Origin of the sequence: Stutzerimonas stutzeri (assembly GCF_002890895.1) — a bacterium.
Lineage (GTDB): Bacteria > Pseudomonadota > Gammaproteobacteria > Pseudomonadales > Pseudomonadaceae > Stutzerimonas > Stutzerimonas stutzeri_AB.
In genome coordinates, this window is the sequence record NZ_POUL01000001.1 from 537,588 (window position 1) to 559,071 (window position 21,484).

The following is a 21,484-nucleotide window of genomic DNA, read 5'->3' on the forward strand; positions in this document are numbered from 1 at the left end:
CGCTGCCCTTTGACAGGTCTGACTAGCGCAGCACGCGCGGATCGCCCTTGCCCGCGACCGCAGCCGCCTCATCTGGCTTGAGCAGTGCGGTTCGCGGTATATCGAGCAAACGTGCGCAGGCGGCCAATACATTTGCCCAGCTAGCCCGGTTGGCGAATTGCATACCGCCCTCGTCCAGCGTGCCACCACGATTGCGATAGCCCAGAACCGAATTTCGTCGCACGTCCGGCAAAATCGGCCAGAGATGACCACGCGCCACTTCGGGCCGCATGTGAGTGAGCAGCACCCTCATCTCCATCTGTTCGGGAAACAGGCGCTCGGTTACACCCTCAGCCGCAAGCGCCTCGATCTCCCAACGATCCCGCGGTGCGCGGAAGCGACCCGGCTCCTGTAAATACACCAGACGATAGCTAACACGCGCTTCTTTGAGGCGCTGAGTGGCACGTTGCATTTCAGTCAACTGATAGCTGCCATTGGCAATCAGAAGGATGGGGTTATCACCCTTCTGCTCGTCAACGATGATCGCGCCGTCACGGGCAAGCTGCTCGGCCTGCGCCTGATTGAAAACGGCTGGCCGCTCACGCTTGGGCATGACCAGGCAAGCCAGCGCACCGCGGGTCTGGTAGATCGAAGGCAGCAGTGCCATGGCGCTGTTGTGGTCTGCCGGGAACAAAACTCTCGCCATATCGCTCATTTCGCTCAGCAAGGCCTCGCAAAATGTGGTGTCCTGGTGCGACTGCTGGTTCTTGCCGTTTTCCCAGGTGTGAGACGTGGCGATGATGGGCCAGCCAAGCCAACCGGCTGGCCGCCCAACCTCCTTCTGCTGCCGGGAGAAAATCAGGGTTTGGCGTACCGCGCCGAGCATTTTCACGCAGAACGCCTCATAACTGGCAACCAGGTTCAGGCCGCCCTGGTTGGCAAGACAGGCGGAAACCACGGCCTCTTCATTCAGTGCCGTGATGATCTTTCCGTCCACCGCCTCCAGCTCTCCCTCAGGATCGACCACGCGGTGCTTCATCGCTCTGAGTACGCCGCCCAAGCGATTGCTGGCCAGTTCATCGGGGTTACCCACACGAGGGCGCAGTGACGGATTGGCACGGGTGAGTTCGACAAAGAAATCATCTACCGCTGCCATCGGGGAACAGGCGTGATCGTGATACTGGAGCGGCGGCATGACCGGAGCATTGGGCCGCCTGGTCGCGAGGACGTTGTCGCGCTCGGCAGGGCGCGCATGGCGGGACTGCGCAACCAGCTGGCGAGCTTGCTCAAGCTCATTCCAGGGAACGAAAAGCGGGGCGGCATGGGTATTGAACAACTCACGCGAAGCGTCATCAACGTGCGGGTTGCCCGGCAGCGGCAGGTTATGCGCTGCATTGCAGCCGGCACCATAGAAGCCGAATCCCTTGATCGTCTCGGCTATTCCGTAGGGGATCGGCAGCGGATAGCGCAGCAGACCGCGGGATTTTTCCTCGACACGCCTAACCAGGCGCTGCTCCATCTCCCACAGGGCGCAGACGAAAGCAGCCGGGTCGCGCCCATCGAACGGGATGGGGTCAAAGCCACAACGGCTTAGATGCTGGCGAAACCCCTCAAGCCCCTCATGAGTGCCAAGCTGGGTGCGTTGTTCAATACGCCGACCATTGGCGATCATGATGGGCAGCGCTACACCGCAATCCTCGGCACGCCACCAGCGCGGAATCCAGTCGCTGCCGCGCTGTTCCTCTGCTGCACCATCGGACAGAAAGGCCACCAACGTCTCGCCAGGCAGTGGCATGTGGGCATATTGCAGCTCGGCGAAGCCAAGGTATCCGCCTTCGGCGATACCGCCCCCAGTGTGTGCATTGACATGGCTGCCGAGAGGCGCTGAGGGGCTGCCATCCGCCGCCTGATGGTATCCGTAGAAGTCCTCAAGGAGCCGATTGATACCCGCTTCGCCAGCGCCGTAGGCTTGCTTCTGTTCGGGGTGCAGATTGTCGCTAAGCAGATTCAGCGCTTCGATCGCTGCAACGCAGTGCCCCTGCCCCATCAACCAAGCACGTGTACTGCCGGTCAGGGCGTTCAGTCCTAGATACCCGGCGTAGGCAGGCACCATATTAAGAGAACCGCCGGTATGCCCTTCTGGCGCAACCTTGAAGTCCTCGGCGCTGAGTTCAGAGCCGTCCAGCCGAACGCGACGCGCATAGGTCATGTGTACAACCAGCCACAGGCCAGCCGAACCGATCCTGTCGATCGCCTGCAGCAGCCGATACACACTTGCCAGATCCGGCTGCAACTCGGCCTGTACCAGCTGATGGGCCAGGCGAAATACGGCAGCCTGGGTTTCCAAAGCATGTTCAAAGGGTCCGTACCCGGTTCGCCAGCGAGCGAACTCCGGCTGGATCTCCGCATGATGGTCCAGCTCGTCAAGACTGGGCAGTAGCTGATTCATGAGGCACTCCGTTGGTGGGCATTGGCGATAGTCTAGTCAGCGTCTAGCGGGCTCTCTCTGATATGCATCAAGATGAGCTGCCGGCATAGCGGGCATGCTGGGCGCAACTGTACAAACAGGAGGTTCTCATGGCTTTGCTCAGCTTTCTCGGCGCCATCCAACAGGTCACTGGATCCTGTTATCTGATCGAAACCCATGATGGCGTTCGCGTGCTTCTCGACTGCGGCATGCGCCAAGGGCGGCGCGAAGAGGAGGCCGGCAACCGTGCAGGTTTTAGCTTCGACCCGCAGACCCTGAATGCCGTGGTGCTGTCACACGCACACATCGACCATAGCGGCTTGTTACCGAAGCTCGTGGCAGCAGGATTCAAAGGGTCGATTCATGTCACCGAAGCGACCGGGAAGCTGGTCGAGCTGATGCTGCTCGACTCGGCCAACATCCAGGAAAAGGACGCCGAGTGGGAAAACCGTTGGCGCGCGCGTCTGGGCAAGCCGGCTATCAAGCCGCTCTACACACGGGTCGACACCGAACGCATGCTTGCGCAACGACAGCCTCACGCCTATGGCGACGTCTTCGAAGCCGCACCGGGGGTCTCCGTGACCTTTTTTGATGCGGGACACATCCTTGGCTCAGCCATCGTTCAAGTCGACGTCACCGACTTTGGCGCTACCCGCCGCCTGGTATTTTCCGGGGACCTTGGCAATGCCTGCTCACCCCTGATGCACGCGCCGACGCCACTGCGCGAAGCCGACGTGGTACTGATGGAGTCCACCTATGGCGACCGCGACCACCGCGATCATCAGGCAACCATCGAAGAACTGGCCGAGATCCTTCAGCAAGCCCACCGTGATGGTGGCAACGTACTCATGCCGTCCTTCGCCGTTGGCCGCACGCAAGATCTGATCTATTACCTCGGCCTTCTGTACCACCAAGGCCGAGTGCCTCAGCAAGTGGTCTTTCTGGACAGCCCGATGGCCATCGGCGCGAACGCAATCTACTCACTTTTCCAGGAGCAGCTGGACATAGAACCAGGCGCAGCAGCCGATAGTAACCGGCAGCGTATCGAGACATGGCTGCCGATATTCAGGGCGACGCCAACCCCTGAAGAATCGATGGCTATCAACCGTTTCAAAAGTGGCGCGATCATTATCGCCGGCAGCGGCATGTGCAATGGTGGGCGCATTCTTCATCACTTCAAGCACAACCTCTGGCGTAAGGAATGCCATTTAGTCATCCCAGGCTTCCAGGCGAGCGGCACACTTGGTCGCGCCATCGTCGATGGAGCGAAAACCGTCAAGCTGATGCATCAGCGCATAGCGGTGAACGCCCAGGTCCATACGTTGGGCGGTTTCTCCGCGCATGCGGGGCAATCGCAGCTGATCGAATGGGCTAGCCACTTCAAGTCGCGCCCGGAGCTGTATCTAGTCCATGGGGAGCTGGACAAGATGCGTACATTGCAGGAGGCCCTGCGTGTTCGCCTCGATTGGCAAGCCCGCATTCCGGAACCGGGAGATCGCATCGCACTCTGATGGCCGGAAACTGATGCCCCAGACAAAGCTGCACGCGCGATAATCGTGGCTGTTCACAGAGCGATAGAACCGACGTTCGACATCTTCGCGCTGAGCTACTGTTAGGCATGAAACAAGTGCGTCACGAACGCCAAATGCCGACATACCATCACCCAGATTGTTTTCGGCGGCTGTCTGGACTTACTCAGACCACAGGGCGAGATACGGTTCTCGCTCCCGGCGGCTGAGCAGCGCCCCAGCTTCCACAGGGAGAACTTGTATGCCTTTCGAATCGGACGATTACCTGTCGCGACATTTCAAAACCAGTGGTGCCGAACTATCGAAGAAAATCGATGAACTGGTTGCACTCGTAGTTCCATCCAGCAGCCAGAACCTGCCCCTGTATCGGGAAATGCTGGTTACCGTCATGCGCATGGCTCAAGCCGATCGAAGCCGCTGGGATGCCAAGATTCTGCTACAAACCATGCGTGAAATGGAGCACGCCTTCAGCCGCCTCGATCAGTTCAAGCGTCGCCGTAAAGTGACCGTTTTCGGCTCGGCGAGAACGCCCATCGAACACCCGTTGTACGCGCTCGCCCGCGAGCTCGGCGAGACGCTTGCACGCTACGACCTGATGGTTATTACCGGTGCCGGTGGCGGCATCATGTCGGCTGCCCATGAAGGCGCAGGCATGGATAACAGCCTTGGCCTGAACATCACCCTACCCTTCGAGCAGCATGCTAATCCGACGGTAGATGGCACCGACCACCTGCTGTCTTTTCACTTCTTCTTCGTGCGCAAGCTGTTCTTTATCAAAGAGGCCGATGCGCTGGTGCTCTGTCCCGGTGGTTTCGGCACACTGGACGAAACCCTGGAAGTACTCACGCTGGTCCAGACGGGCAAAAGCCCACTGGTGCCGATTGTGCTGCTGGATGAGCCCGGCGGCACATTCTGGAAAGACGCGCTGAACTTCATGCGCCGACAGCTTGAAGGCAACCGTTACATCCTTCCAACTGATATGCGACTGATGCGCTTGGTAGACAATGCCGAAGACGCTGCTGCTGAGATCGATCACTTCTACAGCAACTTCCACTCGAGCCGATGGCTGCAAGACCGCTTCGTCATGCGCATGAACCATGTGCTGACCGATTCCGCCGTGTCCTACATGAACGAACATTTTGCCGACCTTTGTCTCAAAGGCCGCTTCGAGCAGCAAGCGTGCTGTGAAATGGAATTGGACGAGCCGGAACTGCAGCCGTTACCCAGGCTGAGCTTCGTATTTAACGGAAGGGATCATGGCCGGCTACGGGAGCTGACCGACTTTATCAATGCAAAGGAACACTGGGCTTCGCCGCTGAGCGCTGAAGATTGAAGTAGTGCGAGCTCAGTTAGTGACGCGATCTCGACCAGCAGCAAAACGGCCACTATCCAATCCGGATCAGTCGAGCGAAGCGCCCCGCAGAAGGCGACCAATCGAATCCAGGGGATAGCCACGGTAGCTTAAAAAGCGGCCCTGGCGGGCCCTTTCACGCTGATCGCCCGGTAACTCACCGAACTTTCGCAACCAGACTTCGCGCAACTGCTCATTCCAGTCGAAGCCACTGTCACGTAACGCCTGCTCGATTTCCTCTCGCAGGAGGCCTCGCTGGGTCAGTTCCTCACGTATGCGCAACGGGCCGTAGCCCGCATTGGCACGCATGCGCACAAAACTTTCCAGATAGCGAGCCTCGCTGAGCAGCCCCTCATCAGCCAGTTTTTCCAGGGCTGGCTCGATGAGATCAGGCGGGGCACCACGCGAACGCAACTTGCGACTCAGCTCCATACGTCCGTGCTCGCGCCGGGCCAGTAAATCCATAGCGGCCCGCCGCACGGCGGCAGGGCTGTCGAGCACGACCGGCATGCTACTTAGAGGTCAGCTTCGGCAAGGTCTTCAACGACCGGATTGGCCTTGCTGCTCGGAGAAACCACCAGCAACTTGTCACGAATCTGCTGTTCGATTTCGCGACCGATCTCTGGATTCTCTTCCAGGTATTTAGCAGCGTTGGCCTTGCCCTGACCGATCTTGTTGCCTTTGTAGGCATACCAGGCACCAGACTTCTCGACCAGACCCTGCTGAACGCCGAGGTCGATGACCTCGCCATTGCGGTAGATGCCCTTGCCGTAAAGAATCTGGAACTCGGCCTGACGGAACGGTGGCGCCACCTTGTTCTTGACGACCTTGACGCGCGTTTCACTGCCGACCACTTCGTCGCCTTCCTTCACCGCGCCGGTACGGCGGATGTCGAGACGAACCGATGCATAGAACTTCAATGCGTTACCGCCGGTGGTGGTTTCCGGGCTGCCGAACATCACACCGATCTTCATGCGGATCTGGTTAATGAAGATAACCAGGCAGTTGGCGTTCTTGATGTTACCGGTGATCTTGCGCAGCGCCTGAGACATCAGACGAGCCTGCAGACCGACGTGGGTATCGCCCATCTCGCCTTCGATTTCCGCCTTGGGGACCAGAGCCGCTACGGAGTCGACAATGATCACGTCGACCGCGTTGGAGCGCACCAGCATGTCGGTAATTTCCAAAGCCTGTTCGCCGGTATCGGGCTGTGAAACCAGCAGGTCGTCTACATTGACGCCGAGCTTGCCAGCGTAATCGGGATCCAGCGCATGTTCGGCGTCGACGAAGGCGCAAGTGGCGCCGGCCTTCTGAGCCTCAGCAATGACGGAAAGCGTCATGGTGGTCTTACCGGAAGATTCCGGACCGTAGATCTCGACGATCCGACCTTTAGGCAGACCGCCAATGCCGAGCGCGATGTCCAGGCCCAGCGAGCCAGTGGAAATGGCTGGAATCGCCTGGCGATCATGATCGCCCATGCGCATGACCGCGCCTTTACCGAACTGCTTTTCGATCTGGCCCAAGGCGGCAGCCAAGGCGCGCTTCTTGTTCTCGTCCATTACAATCCTCACTTGATCAAGAGGGCCAGAGGCCACGACAACTGTATAAGTAGACAGTATTAGAGCATAGGCAAAAACGAGCGCCTAGCCCTCAATGGGATTTTCTCCGGCCACTAGGCGGATCAATCCGACGAGCGCAGCCTTCACACTTTGCTCACGAACAGACTGTCGGTCGCCGTCAAACTGGAAGCGTCTTGCAAACCGCTCACCCTCGCACCCCCAGGCCAACCAAACCGTACCGACCGGTTTATCCGGCGACCCACCGCCCGGCCCTGCTACGCCGCTGACGGCAACGGCGTAGCGCGCTCCGCTGGCGACCTGTGCGCCGCAGACCATCGCTTCTACAACCTCACGACTCACTGCGCCCACTTCGGAAAACAGATGTTCCGGCACCTGCAGCTGACGCGTTTTCTGACGGTTCGAGTAGGTGACATAGCCAGCCTCGAACCAGGCCGAGCTGCCAGCAATGCGGGTAATGGCCTCGGCAATGCCTCCCCCTGTGCAAGATTCGGCTGTGGTTACTTGCGCCGACTTTTGCTGGAGCGCATGGCCTAGCTGGGCCGCGAGTTCGGTCAAGGCGGACATGAAGGCTCCTGATATCGATATCAAACGCTACCTTAGCAGCGCACGTTTCTGAGGGTCAGCCACACGTCGCCAGACACAGCCTGATGAATGCCATCAGCGGACGGTCCAGTGGCGCTGCATTTCAAGAAACAGAAACGAGGCGGTCCAGGTGATCAAAACCAAGCCCGTCAACGCCTCGATGCCCGTCAGAAATCGAATGGCGCCGACGGGGTGGATATCCCCGAAACCAACGGTCGTGAAGGTCGTGAAAGAGAAATAGGCACAGTCCAGCAGGCTGCCGCTGAACTCGCCGGCCAGCGTCCCCCAGCCTGTCGCGTGGTGCATGAGGTAGTAGGCAAAGGCGAACACCCAGACCTCCACCGCGTGCGCGGTCAATGCGCCAAACACACCAAACACTATCCCGACGCGATGATGGAAATGTGGGCTCGCCCTGCTTGCAGATAGACGCGACAGAAACTCGTAGTGAATCGCCACGACTACCGCAACGACGATGATGTTGACCAACGTAACGAGAAGCAGATTCGCCGATGCGGTCGACGCCTGTTCTAGAGCAGACATAGCACTTCCAAAGCAATCAAACCCATGCGGGGCATCCCAGGTATCGGCTCCGCAGGTTGGCCCTTCGCACCTGCGCTGGCCATGATAACCTTCCCGGTTTATTTCATCCTGCGCACAGTGCCAGCAACGGCCGTTACCTGAAAGGGAGCGAGCCGCGCCCGCGCTGTCACATCGCCCCAAGTCGAGCTATATGTCACAAGACCTGTCCCATCACACGCCCATGATGCAGCAGTACTGGAAGCTCAAACGCGAGCACCCTGATCAGCTGATGTTCTACCGCATGGGCGACTTTTACGAGCTGTTCTACGACGACGCCAAGAAAGCGGCCAAGCTGCTGGACATTACCCTGACTGCGCGTGGCCAGTCCGGTGGCAATGCGATCCCCATGGCTGGCATTCCGTTTCACTCGGCCGAGGGCTATCTCAGCCGTTTGGTGAAGCTTGGCGAGTCCGTGGTGATCTGCGAGCAGATTGGCGATCCGGCCACCAGCAAGGGCCCGGTGGAACGACAGGTGGTGCGGATCATCACCCCCGGCACGGTGAGTGATGAAGCGCTGCTCGACGAGCACCGCGACAACCTGCTTGCGGCGGTGGTCGGCGATGAAAAGCTGTTCGGCCTGTCGGTGCTGGACATCACCAGCGGCCGATTTAGCGTGCAGGAGTTCGGCGGCTGGGAAACGCTGCTGGCTGAAGTCGAACGTCTCAACCCGGCCGAGCTGATGATCCCGGACGATTGGCCGGCGAATCTGCCGGTGGAGAAGCGCCGCGGTGTGCGCCGTCGCGCGCCTTGGGATTTCGACCGTGACAGCGGCTTCAAGGGCCTCTGCCAGCAGTTCGGCACTCAGGACCTGAAAGGCTTCGGCTGCGAGCAGCTGACGCTGGCCATCGGCGCCGCGGGTTGCCTCCTGACCTACGCCAAGGAAACTCAGCGTACCGCTCTGCATCATTTGCGCAGCCTTCGTCACGAACGCCTCGACGAGACAGTGATTCTCGACGGGGCGACCCGGCGCAATCTGGAACTGGACATCAATCTCGGCGGGGGACGGGAAAACACCCTGCAATCAGTGGTCGACCGCTGCCAGACCGCCATGGGCAGCCGTCTGCTCAGCCGCTGGTTGAACCGTCCGCTGCGTGATCGACGCGTGCTCGAGGCCCGCCAGGACTCGATCACCTGCCTGCTCGAGCACTATCGGTTTGAACAGATCCAGCCGCAGCTGAAGGAGATCGGCGACCTCGAGCGCATCCTGGCGCGGATCGGCCTGCGCAATGCGCGTCCCCGCGATCTGGCGCGCCTGCGCGACGCGCTCGCGGCACTGCCGCAGCTGCAGGAAGGCCTGCAGGAACTGGTGGCGCCGCACCTGATCGAGCTGGCAGCCACTATTCGGACTTATCCCGAGCTGGCTGCCTTGCTGGCTAAAGCCATCATCGATAATCCACCGGCGGTGATCCGTGAGGGTGGCGTCCTGAAAACCGGCTATGACGCCGAGCTGGACGAGTTGCAATCGCTGTCGGAGAACGCCGGCCAGTACCTGATGGATCTGGAGACCCGCGAGAAGGCCCGTACCGGGTTGGCCAATCTGAAGGTTGGCTATAACCGCGTGCACGGGTATTTCATTGAGCTGCCGAGCAAACAGGCCGAGTCGGCCCCAGCCGATTACATTCGCCGGCAGACACTCAAGGGGGCCGAACGCTTTATCACGCCCGAACTGAAAGAATTTGAAGACAAGGCGCTGTCTGCCAAGAGCCGCGCATTGGCGCGCGAAAAGCAGCTCTACGAAGAATTGCTGGAACGCCTCATTGGTCATCTCGCGCCACTGCAGGACAGTGCTGCGGCGCTGGCCGAACTCGACGTGCTCAGCAACCTGGCCGAACGGGCGCTGACGCTTGATCTCAACCGTCCACGTTTCGTCGAGCATCCCTGCCTGCAGATCGAACAAGGCCGTCATCCGGTGGTCGAGCAGGTCCTGCAGACGCCGTTCGTCGCCAACGATCTCAACCTTGATGACGACACCCGCATGCTGGTCATCACCGGTCCGAACATGGGCGGTAAGTCGACCTACATGCGTCAGACCGCGCTGATCGTCCTGCTGGCGCAGATCGGCAGTTTCGTTCCGGCGAAGGCCTGCGAGCTGTCCCTGGTCGACCGCATCTTCACCCGCATCGGCTCCTCGGACGACCTGGCCGGCGGCCGCTCGACCTTCATGGTGGAAATGAGCGAGACCGCCAATATTCTGCACAATGCCAGCGACCGCAGTCTGGTGCTGATGGACGAAGTCGGTCGAGGCACCAGCACATTCGATGGCTTGTCGCTGGCCTGGGCGGCTGCCGAGCACCTTGCCAAGCTGCGCGCCTACACCTTGTTCGCGACGCATTACTTCGAGCTCACCGTGCTGCCGGAAAGCCAGCCAACGGTGGCTAACGTGCACCTGTCGGCCACCGAGCACAATGATCGCATCGTCTTCCTTCACCACGTCCTGCCGGGTCCGGCAAGCCAGAGCTATGGCTTGGCCGTGGCACAACTGGCTGGCGTGCCAGGTGAGGTGATCCAACGCGCACGTGACCATCTGTCGCGGCTGGAAACTACCAGCCTGCCTCACGAAACGCCGAAAATGGCGCCCGGCCAGCCTGCCCCACCCATGCAGAATGACCTCTTCGCCAGCCTGCCCCATCCGGTGGTCGAAGAATTGGCGCGGATCAATCCCGATGATATGAGCCCGCGCCAGGCGCTGGACCTGCTATACAACCTAAAAGCGCGTGTTTGACGGCTGCTAAAAGCTGATAGAATCGCGCGCATTTTTTGGATATAGGCGGCATTTGCCTGGTGTCGCTATAGTCCTGCCGAACGGGGGCGTCATTGCAACGCCACCTGACACGCCCGAGGAGATAGCTAGAAATGACCTTCGTCGTCACCGACAACTGCATCAAGTGCAAATACACCGACTGTGTGGAAGTCTGTCCGGTGGACTGCTTCTACGAAGGCCCGAACTTCCTGGTCATTCATCCCGACGAGTGCATCGATTGCGCGCTTTGCGAGCCGGAGTGCCCTGCCCAGGCGATCTTCTCCGAAGATGAAGTGCCCGATGATCAGCAGGAATACACCCAGCTGAACGCCGATCTGGCGGAAGTTTGGCCGAACATTACCGAGAAGAAGGACTCGCTGCCCGATGCCGAAGAGTGGGACGGCGTGAAGGACAAGCTGCAGTATCTGGAGCGCTAAGCACCAGAAACGAAAAAAGCCCGCGATGCGGGCTTTTTTCTTGGCTCAGCGGTCAGGCGCGATCAACGCCCTTCTTCACTGTGTCTTTGGCTTCGCCCTTGACTTGCTGAGCGTCGCCTTTGACTTCCTGACGCTGGCCTTCGCCTTTCATGCGCTCGTTATCAGTCGCCTCGCCCAGACCCTGCTTGGCCTTGCCCGCGGCTTCGTTGAGGTTGCCTTTCATTTTATCTCCGGTACTGCTCATGGCGCGTTCCTCTCTGCTTGGGTACGTTCAGTTGACAGAGCCGCTCCGACAATAGTTTCGTTTTCCCGAGGAACGGTTCGGCAGGGTCATCAATCATTGCGTGCTTTGGCCAGGCGATCCATTGACAACCGAGCCGCCCCCCCTAAACGCACCATGACATGGGTCGCGCCATAAGCGCAGTCGGTCCTCAACGCGGAGCAGAACTTCAACCTGTGATTACTGCCTACTTATTCGCCCACCACCGCACGCCCCAGCGCCGCTCGACTTGAGCGGCGCGCGTCCGTTATTCGAATCATCCCGTCGAGGCACCGATGAACCATCTGAACGCCACAGGCAAGCCGACGCTTTCGGCACGCGCCATATTGCTGATCGAGCTGGCCCTGGCCATGGGCGGGTTCGCCATCGGCACTGGCGAATTCGCCATCATGGGCCTGATGCCCAACGTCGCGCAGGGCCTCGGAATCAGCGAACCCCAGGTGGGCCACGTGATCAGCGCCTATGCGCTGGGCGTCGTGGTGGGAGCACCGCTGCTGGCGATCCTCGGTTCCCGAATGTTTCGGCGGCATCTGCTGTTGCTGCTGATGACCTTCTTCGCACTGGGCAACTTCGCCAGCGCGATGGCGGCGGATTACCACACGCTGATGGTCTTTCGCTTTATTGCAGGGCTGCCCCACGGCGCCTATTTCGGCGTAGCCATGCTGGTCGCCGCTTCAATGGTGGCCCCCGATCAACGCGCCAAGGCGGTCAGCCGCGTGCTGGCCGGCCTGACTATTGCGATGCTGATCGGCAACCCAACCGCCACCTGGCTGGGGCAATGGCTCAGCTGGCGCTGGGCCTTCGGTCTGGTGGGCCTCATCGCCCTGCTGACGGTGTTGCTGGTGGCAATCTTCCTGCCACTCGACCGCAGTGAGCCGCGCAACAACCCCATGCTCGAACTGCGTGATTTCAATCGCAAACCTGTGTGGCTGGCGCTGGCCATAAGCTCGATCGGTTTCGCCGGCATGTTCTGCGTATTCAGCTACCTGGCGCCAGCCCTGCTGGAGATCACCGGCGTCGGCGAGCACTGGATTCCGGTAGGCCTGGCCGCGCTTGGCCTGGGAGGCATCGTCGGCAACATTTTTGGCGGCTGGCTGTTCGACAAGTTGGGATTCAAGGCAATTGCCTGGTTGCTGCTATGGAGCATTGTGGTGCTGCTGGTGTTCCCGCTCGCCGCGCACTCGCTGTGGACGATCCTTCCAGCCGCGTTTGCGGTAGGCACCATGATATCGCTCGGCCCGCCCCTGCAGACCCACCTGATGGATGTGGCCGGTGAAGCCCAGACCCTAGCAGCCGCATCCAACCATTCGGCATTCAACGTTGCCAACGCGCTCGGACCCTGGCTCGGCGGGCTGGCGATCAGCGCCGGACTTGGCTGGACCTCGACCGGCTACATCGGTGCCGCTACCGCTGCCGTCGGCTTGCTGGTGTTCTGGTGGGCCTGGACTGCAAGCAACCCAAGCGAAGAAACAAGGGGAGCCGCCACCGCCTGCGATTGAGGGAATGACCTCATCGAGTCGTGGACTCGCCAACCGAAACGCCTGCTGATTGACCCATCCAAAAAAAACCGCAATCAGCTCCATGCTCGAACGGATATCGAGCCTAACGCCACATGAGGTCATGTTTTGCTGCAAACCGCGAAGTTCCTCCTAACCGGCGTCCCAGCAACGGGGGAATTACTGCAGCGCGTATTCGAATGTGCTGACCACACGCAGACGCTTGCCTGGCGTGCGTCCGGTGTCCATGTCGCTGCCGTCGTCGTCGAGCACCCGAATTACACCCTGGTTGGCAGTCTTCAATTCGCCGAGCTGCGCTCCGGCATCTTCGGCGAACTTGGCAGCCTGCTCGCGGGCGTTGCGGGTGGCATCTTCCAACAGCGCCGGTTTTAGGTCGTTGAAGCCTCGCAGCTGGTAGCGCGGCCCGCTAAATCCGTTCTGTTCGGTATCCAGCTGGATGCCGGCCTGTATCAACGGGTCTACGCCGTTAGCGGCCTTACCGACCGCCTCGACACGCGGCGATTTCACCAGCACCTGCCCACTGCCGTTGAAACGCAGGGCGATCTCCTGCGGGGCCCACTCACGCGCCAACAGATCCTGAACCTGTAACGGGCGCACTTCGATCTCGTCGTCAGCGAATCCCTGCTCGCGAAGGAATGCTACGACTCGATTGCGATCCTCGGACAGGTTCTGTTGAACGCTGGCAAAATCGTTGCCGGCACGACGAAAACCCAGTGTCCAGACGGCGAAATCACTCGACACGTCTCGTTCCGCGAGCCCTTTGACCGTCACCGAGCGATCCGCCATGCGAAAGCGCTCCACCCCCTGCCCTACAGACCAACCAGCAAATGCCACCGCGGCGGCGATCAATAAAGCGGGCAGCAAACCGATACGTGCGGTAGTCACGATGAACCTCCATCAGCAGTAGGAGCGTTGATGCTACTCCGCATCGCTAATCAATGGCCGCTAGTCACCCGTGCCGCACTGCAATCTGTAGTAATGACTTATCGACGCTAGCCGCTTGCGTGCCTATCCAACTGGACGCTCAATGTCCGCTCCAGAAGGAGACGCCCTCACCGCATGTCGAAGTTGCCGTTTTTCCGCACCAGAGCCCGCACTGTTGCTTCGCTGATCATCCTCGCAGCGCTCGCCGTGCTGCCGTTAGGTTGCTCAATGCTCGAGCAGAAAGAGCGAGAACTGGTGTTTCGTATCGAGCCTGGTACCGCCAGCTGGTATCGAGGTTTACCCAGTGGCGTGGAAGAGTTGAAGCTGAGCACGCCTGCGCTCGGCGACGGCCAGAACATCCACGCATGGTGGTGGCCAGCCGAAGCGGCAGATGCGCCAGCAATTCTCTATCTTCATGGGTCGCGGTGGAACCTCACCGGGCACCTGTTCCGGCTGGAGCAGATTCGGTCGCTGGGTTTTTCGGTGCTGGCAATCGACTACCGAGGCTTCGGCCAGAGCCTCGGCGAGCTGCCGTCCGAGGCCACCGTCTATGAAGATGCACGCATCGCCTGGGACCACTTGAAAACGCTACAACCAGACGCCGGCAAACGTCTGATCTATGGCCATTCGCTGGGCGGCGCTGTGGCGGTAGACCTGGCGGCCGAGCTTGGCCGTGAAGCCAAACTCCGGGACGAACCACCGCAAGCGCGCGCATTGATCGTTGAATCCACTTTTACCAACCTGGCCGATATCGCGACGGAAGTGGCCGACACCGCCTGGCCGATCCATTGGTTGGTGTCGCAGAAATTCGACTCGCTGGAAAAGATCGACCAGGTCGGCATGCCGCTCTTGCTCGTCCACGGAACGCAAGATCAATACGTGCCGGCGCGCTTCAGCGAAGCACTCTACGCCGCTGCGCGTAACCCCAAACAGCTCCTGCTGATAGAAGGCGGCAACCACAACAACGCCATGCGCGTGGGTCGGCGCGCCTATGCCGAAGCCATCCGGGAATTGCTGGAGACACCAGTGGAGCACGCCGCCAACAGAACATTGCCAGGCGATTCAGAAACCAACCGCAGTTGATGTGCTGCCGCGTTCGCGCTCAGCAGGCTGCACAAACGGCGGGTTGTGCCTCGTCTGACCAGGGGTTGCGGCCCTCCTCAATCCAGCCCAGGCTGGCTTTCCAGAATCCATCTCGGTGGCGTTCGCGGAACAGATCGAAGTGCCCGACCCGCTCCATGCCCAGTGCCGCCGGGCTGAGCTGCACCTGCTGGACCTGAGCGTTGCGGTAATAGGCCAGTCCGCGCGCAATAGCCGCTGGCGTGCCGTATTCATCGTCGCTGACGCTAACCGCCAGGATGGGCGCATTGATCGCAGCAAAGCGCTGAAGCACATCTGCCCGCTCGTGCTCGGGGTAGCTCTGTTCAAGCCTTGCCCGGCGAAACGCCCATTCCCGTGCAACGCCCGCCGGCAGATCCTCCAGCCAGCCCAAGCGGCGGCCGGGAAAATAGCCGAACAACGCTGCCATTGCAGGCATGCAGAGATGCCACTTGGCGAACATCCGCAGGCGCTGCGCAGCCGCATAGTCACGCCAGTAGGCGTATTGCGCCCCAACGCTGAGAAAGCGGTCCACTTTGGTCGCGGCCGCCGCGAAACCCGGCAGGAAACCGCCGATGCTGTGACCGACCGCAATCAGCGGACCGTCAGGATCACGCTGGCGCATCCAGCGCACCGCGGCGTCGAAGTCCAGATCACCCCAGTCGCGCCAGCGAATGTGCACGCCGCGCAGGCTTTCAGGCCGCGAGCCACCAATACCGCGGTAGTCGTAGGTCAGCACCGTGTAGCCCTGCTCGCGCAGAAAATCAGCATACCGGGCGTAGTAGCGCGCCAGCACACCGGTCGCGCTGCTGATAACCACCGAGCCGCAGCTGTCCCCAATTGGCAGCCAGAGCTGCCCAGACAGTGAATAGCCGTCACGGCATGTGAGACTGATGGATTCAGGCATGCGGTCGTCAATCCTTGGTAACTGATGTGCCGGGCTCTCGCACATTTGCTTTGGGGCCAAACATGACTCAATCAGCAGCGCTACAGCGCGCAACCTCGAGGGAGGCGACGCAGCAGCTGATTACGGTCCTCAACAACCATAGGCGTCGGAAACGCACCCGCCAATGTTCCGCGCCCTAGGCGCCGCTCGAATCATTAGCGCTCATCGATGAATGTTCGCAAGTCGCTTGTCGGCATTGCTAGACTTCACGGCTAATTGCCGTGGCTCCGCAAAAACTCCTCCTTTTCCTATACCGAAAGGCTTTCATGCGCATCCTGCTGGTTGAAGACGATCCCATACTCGCGTTGATCGCAGCGTCTATGCTGGAAGACGAAGGACACGAGATCATCGGCCCCGCTTATGGCGATGAGCAAGCCCTGGCGCTGGCCGACAGCCGGAGCATCGACATCGCATTGGTTGACATCAACCTGGCGGGGCACGATGAAGGCGTTGCGCTCGCGCGCACTCTGCGCAAGCGCTACGGGATTGCGTCGATGTTCGTCAGCGGCCAGACCGAAGCGGCGCGCAACAACACCGATGCCGCCCTGGGGTTGTTACGCAAGCCTTACGAACCGAGCGATCTGGGCCGCTGTGTAGCGATCGCACAGGCTCTGATCAGTGGGCTGACTGTGTTACCAATGTCCGTGCCGGCTTCGCTTGAAGTCTACTCCCCTGCTTTAACCTGCAACCGCCCAGGAGCCTGAACATGGACCAGTCGCAAGAACCTGTGGGTGAACCGCAGGACGGCATGGGCGAGCGCGAATTCCGTGAGCTTGCCGATAACGCACCGGTAATGATCTGGCGGTCACGTACCGACAAGCTCTGCGACTGGTTCAACAAACCCTGGCAGGAGTTCGTCGACAGAACGCCGGAGCAATTATTTGGCTATGGCTGGGCAGAAGACGTCCACCCCGACGATTTCGAGCGTTGCGTCGCGATCTACAACGATGCCTTCGATGCCCGCGAAACCTTCACCATGCCCTACCGACTTCGCCGCCGTGACGGTGTCTATCGCTGGTTTCTCGATAACGGCGCGCCTTTTTTCCGCAACGGCGAGTTCGCCGGTTACTTCGGCAGCTGCATCGATATCACCGAGCAGCGAGACCTTGAAGAACACCAGCGGCTCTTGCTAGCTGAGCTCAACCACCGGGTGAAGAACAACCTGCAGCTGATCATCTCGTTCCTTCAACTCTCGAAGAACCGCGCCAGTGGAGAGGAAGCCAAAACCCTCCTGCAAGGAGCGATCAGCCGTATTCATGGCGTTGGGGCGGTGCAGAACGAGTTGCACAAATACACCAGCGGAGTTGTCGACCTGGCCGACTATCTGCCGAATCTGGCGCGCAGCGTGCTCACCATCGAACGGGGTGAGGATCACATCCTGACAACCGAGGCTCAGTCGGTGAAGGTTTCATTCCAGACTGCATCCAACCTTGGCCTGATCGTCAACGAGCTGGTAATCAATGCAATCAAGCATGGACGGGTGAACCGCATCGCTCTCACTGTGCGGCGACCGGAGCCGGGAGTGGCCGAGATATGCATTGCCGACCAGGGGCCTGGTTTCAGCGAGGACGAACTCACCAGCAGCACGCCACGCGGCAGCGCCAAGGGCAGAGAGCTGGTCGACGCTCTGGCGCACGCTTGCAACGCGACCGTCATCCGCCGCAATTTAAATGGTGCTCAGGTCTGCCTCCGCTTCCCCTGCTGACTGGCGCGCAGCGAGGCGGACACGAACGCTGCGCTCCATTTGCTGTAGAGACCGCGCCACGTGCCAGCAGCCGCATGGCGCAACCTTCAAACCATTCCACCCGTTCTGCTGACCGACGCCTCGTTAAAGCGCGTGCAGCTGCCTGCCGGAGTTATTCATGCAAAGCGATCAGCTGATCGTGTTCGCCGTCCTCGCCGCGACATTGGGCCTGTTCGTGTGGAATCGCTGGCGTTACGACATCGTCGCAGTGGGTGCCTTGTTGGTGGTCACCCTGGCCGGCATCGTGCCACCGCAGGAGGCGTTCATGGGCCTCGGGCATCCGGCCGTAATCACCGTTGCGGCGGTTCTGGTACTCAGCCGCGGGCTACTCAACGGCGGCGTGGTGGATTCGCTGGCACGCCACCTGACCAAAGTCGGTGACCGTCCCTGGATTCAGGTACTGACACTGACGGGCATCGTCGCGTTGTGCTCGGGGTTCATGAACAACGTTGGCGCACTGGCGCTGTTCATGCCGGTGGCCGTGTGGATGTCCCGTCAAAGCGGCCGATCGCCCTCCTACCTGTTGATGCCGCTGGCCTTCGGCTCGTTGCTTGGCGGCACCCTGACGCTGATAGGTACACCACCAAACATCATCATTGCAGGCTATCGGCGTGAGGTCGCCGACGAGGCGTTCGGCATGTTCGACTTTTTGCCGGTGGGCCTTGCGATCACGCTCGCCGGCGTACTGTTCATCGGCTTGATCTGGCGCCTGACCCCTCGCCGTGAAGATCCAAGTGGCGACAAGGAGCTGTTCGAAATCAGCGCCTACATGACCGAGCTGCAAATTCCGGCAGACAGCAAGTATGTCGGTCGCTCGCTGCATGATCTGATCGTTGCAGGCGGTGACGAGGCGGATGTCATGGTCATCGCACTGATACGAGACGGACAGTATCAGCGCATGCCGTCGACCTACGACGTGCTGCGCGGAGAAGACATCCTCATGGTCGAAGCGGACTCCGACAGCCTGAAGCGCTTTCTCGACGTCACTCACCTGCAACTCGCCGCCGAAGCCGACAGCAAGGCGGAGGCGCGGGAGAAAGCCGAGCAGGAAAAGCGCGCGGAAAAGAATGGCGACGCGGACAAGCAGCCCGACACCACCGAATCCAACGGGGATCGCCGTGCCGAGCGAGCGCTAGCAGAGGCCATTGTGACGGCCAACTCGTCACTGGTCGGCACGAGCGCGACCGGTCTTTCGCTGCGCGAGCGATACGGTGTGAACATCCTGGCCGTGGCTCGCCAAGGGCAACGGTTGCAGCAGCGACTTGGCAAAATCCGCTTTGCCGCCGGCGACATTCTGCTGCTGCAGGCGCGCGAGGACCAACTGCAAACCGCCCTCAACAGCCTCGGTTGCCTGCCCCTGGCCTCGCGCGGCTTACGCATCACCGCTCCGCAAAAAGTTTTGCTGTCCAGCGGTATATTCGCCGCCGCACTGGCGCTCATCGCACTGGGCATCGTTCCGGCGGCTGTGGCGCTGGTGGCCGGTGCACTGGTGATGATCCTCGTCGGGCTGGTGCCGACCGGCGACATCTACAAAAGCATCGACATGTCGATCATCGTCCTGATTGCCGCGATGCTGCCCATCGGCGAAGCGTTGGAAACCACCGGTGGTTCCCGCCTGATCGCCGATGCCCTGCTCGACATCGGTCAGGCTGCGCCGCCGGCAGCCACCGTTGCGATCCTGATGATTGGGGTAATGCTGCTGTCCAACGTCGTCAACAATGCCGCAGCGGCGGTACTCGCCGCGCCTGTGGCAATAGCGCTCTCACGAGGCATGGAGGCCTCTGCCGACCCGCTGTTGATGGCGGTCGCGATTGGGGCGTCATGCGCCTTCCTCACCCCCATCGGACATCAGTCGAATACTCTGGTAATGGCGCCGGGCGGCTACCGTTTCGGTGATTACTGGCGACTCGGGCTGCCGCTGTCGATCATGGTGGTGCTGGTGTCGGTGCCCACGATTCTCTGGGTATGGCCGTTGTAGAGGCCTGCACAGCCGGTGCTTAAAACACCGGCGTGCCGTCATCCGTACGCGCCACGTCGATCAGTGCGCCTTGAGGCCGTCTAGCAAAGCCTCATGAAACACATCAGGGGCCTCGACCTGGGGGGAGTGTCCGAGCTCCGGGAAAGGCACCAGAGTAGCGTTGGGGATCATCGCCGCGGCCTTTTGGCCCAGTTCTGGGTAGTTCCCGAGGCGTTGTGCAACATCCTCCGGCGCACGGTTCGCACCCGGTGCCGTGCGATCCTTGCCACCGATCAACAGCAACGTCGGCACGCTGAGGGTATCGAATTCGTGAATGACCGGCTGGGTGAAGACCATGTCGGACGTCAGCGCCTGGTTCCAGGCGACTATTTCCTTGCCGTCGCCGGCATACATCCCGGCGGCCATATTCACCCATCGGTCATAACGCGGCTTCCAGTTGCCGTTGTAATAGAACTTCTGCTGGTAGGCTTTGATCTTCTCGAAGTCGGTTTTCAGCTGACTTTGATACAGCTGTTCAATCGGGGCATACGGCACGCCTTTGGCTTGCCAGTCCTCAAGACCAATCGGATTGACCAAGACCAGTTGCTCGATCATTTGCGGATAGTTGAGGGCGAACCGTGACGCCAGCATGCCGCCCATCGAATGTCCGATGACGGTGACCTTCTCCAGATCCAGCGACCTCAGCAATGCCCGGGTGTTATGCGCCAGCTGCGCGAAACTGAACTGGTATCGCTCGGGTTTGCTGGAGCTGCAGAATCCAATCTGGTCCGGTGCAATCACCCGATAACCCTGCTGCGAGAGCACCGCGATGCTCTCTTCCCAGGTCGCCGCGCAGAAATTCTTGCCATGCATCAGCACGACCGTTCGCCCATTGGCCTTACCCGCTGGGGCTACGTCCATGTAGCCCATCTCTAACGGCTGGCGCTGCGACGAAAACTCGAAGCGCTTGATCGCGTGCGGATAGTCGAACCCCTCAAGATGCGGCCCGTAGCTCGGACTCTGTTCAGCGTGCAACGCGGGAACCAGGGCTAGCCCGGCGACGAACATCAGGGAGGATATGGCTCGTTTCACGCATCGACTCCTGGCGGGCGGCCACTTGGGCTGCATGGCGTATGGGTCGTTGTGCGGAGCGGACGGCTGGGGATGTCAGATAGACGCCGAGGGCTCAAGCACAACGGTTTGCCTATCTGGGAGCACGAAAGCGAAGTGAGGGTTCGGCATGGCCGGCAGAAGAATGTTTCGTCTTTATACCGGTGGGTGACCGTGACTGAGCGACCCGCCCCACTGCCCGCCCTCAGCAGAGCGCGATGCGAAGGTCTACTCGGTGTCGACCTGATTGATATCGAAGCCAATGCGGTTATCACTGCTGATGCGAAACTGCAGCGTCTCTCCGGGCTCGACCCGCGCGGCCTTCTCGCGCAGCAGATTGCCCATGCCGCACAGCGTGTCGTCCTCAGGGTCCGACTCGATGCTGACGATGCGCATCCCCGCCGGCACCTGCAAGCGCACCCGCTCGCCGACGTGGATACGCGCAGCAAGCTTGCGATCGACCATTACCGCCACATAGCAGCCGCCGCCGCGAATGCCAAAGTCACGCGTCACCACCAGCTCGCCGCCATTGGCGACAGGCGCTTGGTACGCACGCAAACGTTCCTCGGGGACCGGCGTGATGTCCTCCGGATCCGCCTGCCAGGACGAGCAACCGGCCAAGGCCAGCACAGGGATCAGGGCGAGGATCAAGCGCATAGAGGAC

General features: G+C 60.5%; 19 protein-coding genes. 9 read left to right on the plus strand and 10 right to left on the minus strand.

The window, feature by feature from the left end; translation table 11 throughout:
• Positions 1-22: 22 nt before the first annotated feature.
• Positions 23-2,428 (minus strand): xylulose 5-phosphate 3-epimerase, encoded by a 2,406-nt coding sequence (locus tag CXK96_RS02550; protein ID WP_102834918.1) that lies wholly within the window; start codon positions 2,426-2,428, stop codon positions 23-25.
• A gap of 128 nt (positions 2,429-2,556) precedes the next feature.
• Here CXK96_RS02550 and CXK96_RS02555 point away from each other — a divergent pair, with 128 nt between their 5' ends.
• The gene (locus tag CXK96_RS02555; protein ID WP_102834919.1) at positions 2,557-3,957 is read left to right on the plus strand and encodes an MBL fold metallo-hydrolase RNA specificity domain-containing protein; all 1,401 of its coding nucleotides are present in this window, start codon (positions 2,557-2,559) and stop codon (positions 3,955-3,957) included.
• 259 nt (positions 3,958-4,216) lie between these two features.
• A complete protein-coding gene (locus tag CXK96_RS02560) occupies positions 4,217-5,308 on the plus strand; it encodes a TIGR00730 family Rossman fold protein (RefSeq protein ID WP_102834920.1) in 1,092 nt (363 codons plus the stop codon).
• Between the two features lie 66 nt (positions 5,309-5,374).
• Here CXK96_RS02560 and recX read toward each other — a convergent pair whose 3' ends face one another.
• From recX to CXK96_RS02580, 4 genes are all read right to left on the minus strand, one after another.
• Positions 5,375-5,836, minus strand: coding sequence for a recombination regulator RecX (gene recX / locus CXK96_RS02565; protein WP_102834921.1), 462 nt, complete (start codon positions 5,834-5,836; stop codon positions 5,375-5,377).
• 5 nt (positions 5,837-5,841) lie between these two features.
• Entirely contained in the window at positions 5,842-6,885 is a 1,044-nt protein-coding gene (recA, locus tag CXK96_RS02570; RefSeq protein WP_102834922.1) for a recombinase RecA, read from the minus strand.
• A gap of 84 nt (positions 6,886-6,969) precedes the next feature.
• A complete protein-coding gene (locus CXK96_RS02575) occupies positions 6,970-7,470 on the minus strand; it encodes a CinA family protein (RefSeq protein ID WP_102834923.1) in 501 nt (166 codons plus the stop codon).
• Positions 7,471-7,563: 93 nt separating this feature from the next.
• Positions 7,564-7,989, minus strand: coding sequence for a potassium channel family protein (locus tag CXK96_RS02580; protein WP_180981482.1), 426 nt, complete (start codon positions 7,987-7,989; stop codon positions 7,564-7,566).
• Positions 7,990-8,218: 229 nt separating this feature from the next.
• Between CXK96_RS02580 and mutS the strand changes: the two genes are divergently transcribed.
• Together mutS and fdxA are read left to right on the plus strand one after the other, a co-directional pair.
• Positions 8,219-10,789: a DNA mismatch repair protein MutS gene (gene mutS, locus CXK96_RS02585; RefSeq protein WP_102834925.1), complete on the plus strand. Its 2,571-nt coding sequence runs from the start codon at positions 8,219-8,221 to the stop codon at positions 10,787-10,789.
• Positions 10,790-10,920: 131 nt separating this feature from the next.
• Positions 10,921-11,244: a ferredoxin FdxA gene (gene fdxA, locus CXK96_RS02590; protein ID WP_102834926.1), complete on the plus strand. Its 324-nt coding sequence runs from the start codon at positions 10,921-10,923 to the stop codon at positions 11,242-11,244.
• A gap of 52 nt (positions 11,245-11,296) precedes the next feature.
• Here the strand turns inward: fdxA and CXK96_RS02595 are convergent, their stop codons facing one another.
• Positions 11,297-11,488 (minus strand): CsbD family protein, encoded by a 192-nt coding sequence (locus tag CXK96_RS02595; RefSeq protein ID WP_045429079.1) that lies wholly within the window; start codon positions 11,486-11,488, stop codon positions 11,297-11,299.
• A gap of 311 nt (positions 11,489-11,799) precedes the next feature.
• On the opposite strand from CXK96_RS02595, the gene CXK96_RS02600 reads away from it, so the two are divergent.
• Entirely contained in the window at positions 11,800-13,023 is a 1,224-nt protein-coding gene (locus CXK96_RS02600; protein WP_102834927.1) for an MFS transporter, read from the plus strand.
• 177 nt (positions 13,024-13,200) lie between these two features.
• Here CXK96_RS02600 and CXK96_RS02605 read toward each other — a convergent pair whose 3' ends face one another.
• The gene (locus CXK96_RS02605; protein WP_102834928.1) at positions 13,201-13,926 is read right to left on the minus strand and encodes an SIMPL domain-containing protein; all 726 of its coding nucleotides are present in this window, start codon (positions 13,924-13,926) and stop codon (positions 13,201-13,203) included.
• Positions 13,927-14,100: 174 nt separating this feature from the next.
• Between CXK96_RS02605 and CXK96_RS02610 the strand changes: the two genes are divergently transcribed.
• Complete coding sequence (locus CXK96_RS02610; RefSeq protein ID WP_102834929.1) at positions 14,101-15,048, plus strand: alpha/beta hydrolase; 948 nt, start codon at positions 14,101-14,103, stop codon at positions 15,046-15,048.
• A 19-nt stretch (positions 15,049-15,067) separates the two neighbouring features.
• Here the strand turns inward: CXK96_RS02610 and CXK96_RS02615 are convergent, their stop codons facing one another.
• A complete protein-coding gene (locus CXK96_RS02615) occupies positions 15,068-15,970 on the minus strand; it encodes an alpha/beta fold hydrolase (protein WP_102834930.1) in 903 nt (300 codons plus the stop codon).
• Positions 15,971-16,275: 305 nt separating this feature from the next.
• Here CXK96_RS02615 and CXK96_RS02620 point away from each other — a divergent pair, with 305 nt between their 5' ends.
• The 3 genes from CXK96_RS02620 (at position 16,276) to CXK96_RS02630 (ending at position 19,731) form a co-directional block, all read left to right on the plus strand.
• Positions 16,276-16,713, plus strand: coding sequence for a response regulator (locus CXK96_RS02620; RefSeq protein WP_102834931.1), 438 nt, complete (start codon positions 16,276-16,278; stop codon positions 16,711-16,713).
• A gap of 2 nt (positions 16,714-16,715) precedes the next feature.
• Positions 16,716-17,714, plus strand: coding sequence for a sensor histidine kinase (locus CXK96_RS20700; RefSeq protein WP_180981474.1), 999 nt, complete (start codon positions 16,716-16,718; stop codon positions 17,712-17,714).
• Between the two features lie 157 nt (positions 17,715-17,871).
• On the plus strand, positions 17,872-19,731 hold the full coding sequence (locus CXK96_RS02630) for an SLC13 family permease (protein WP_102834932.1): 1,860 nt from the start codon (positions 17,872-17,874) through the stop codon (positions 19,729-19,731).
• A 60-nt stretch (positions 19,732-19,791) separates the two neighbouring features.
• Here CXK96_RS02630 and CXK96_RS02635 read toward each other — a convergent pair whose 3' ends face one another.
• Positions 19,792-20,802, minus strand: a complete 1,011-nt coding sequence (locus CXK96_RS02635) for an alpha/beta fold hydrolase (protein ID WP_180981475.1) — start codon at positions 20,800-20,802, stop codon at positions 19,792-19,794.
• A gap of 246 nt (positions 20,803-21,048) precedes the next feature.
• A complete protein-coding gene (locus CXK96_RS02640) occupies positions 21,049-21,477 on the minus strand; it encodes a 3-isopropylmalate dehydratase (RefSeq protein ID WP_102834934.1) in 429 nt (142 codons plus the stop codon).
• Positions 21,478-21,484 lie beyond the last annotated feature (7 nt).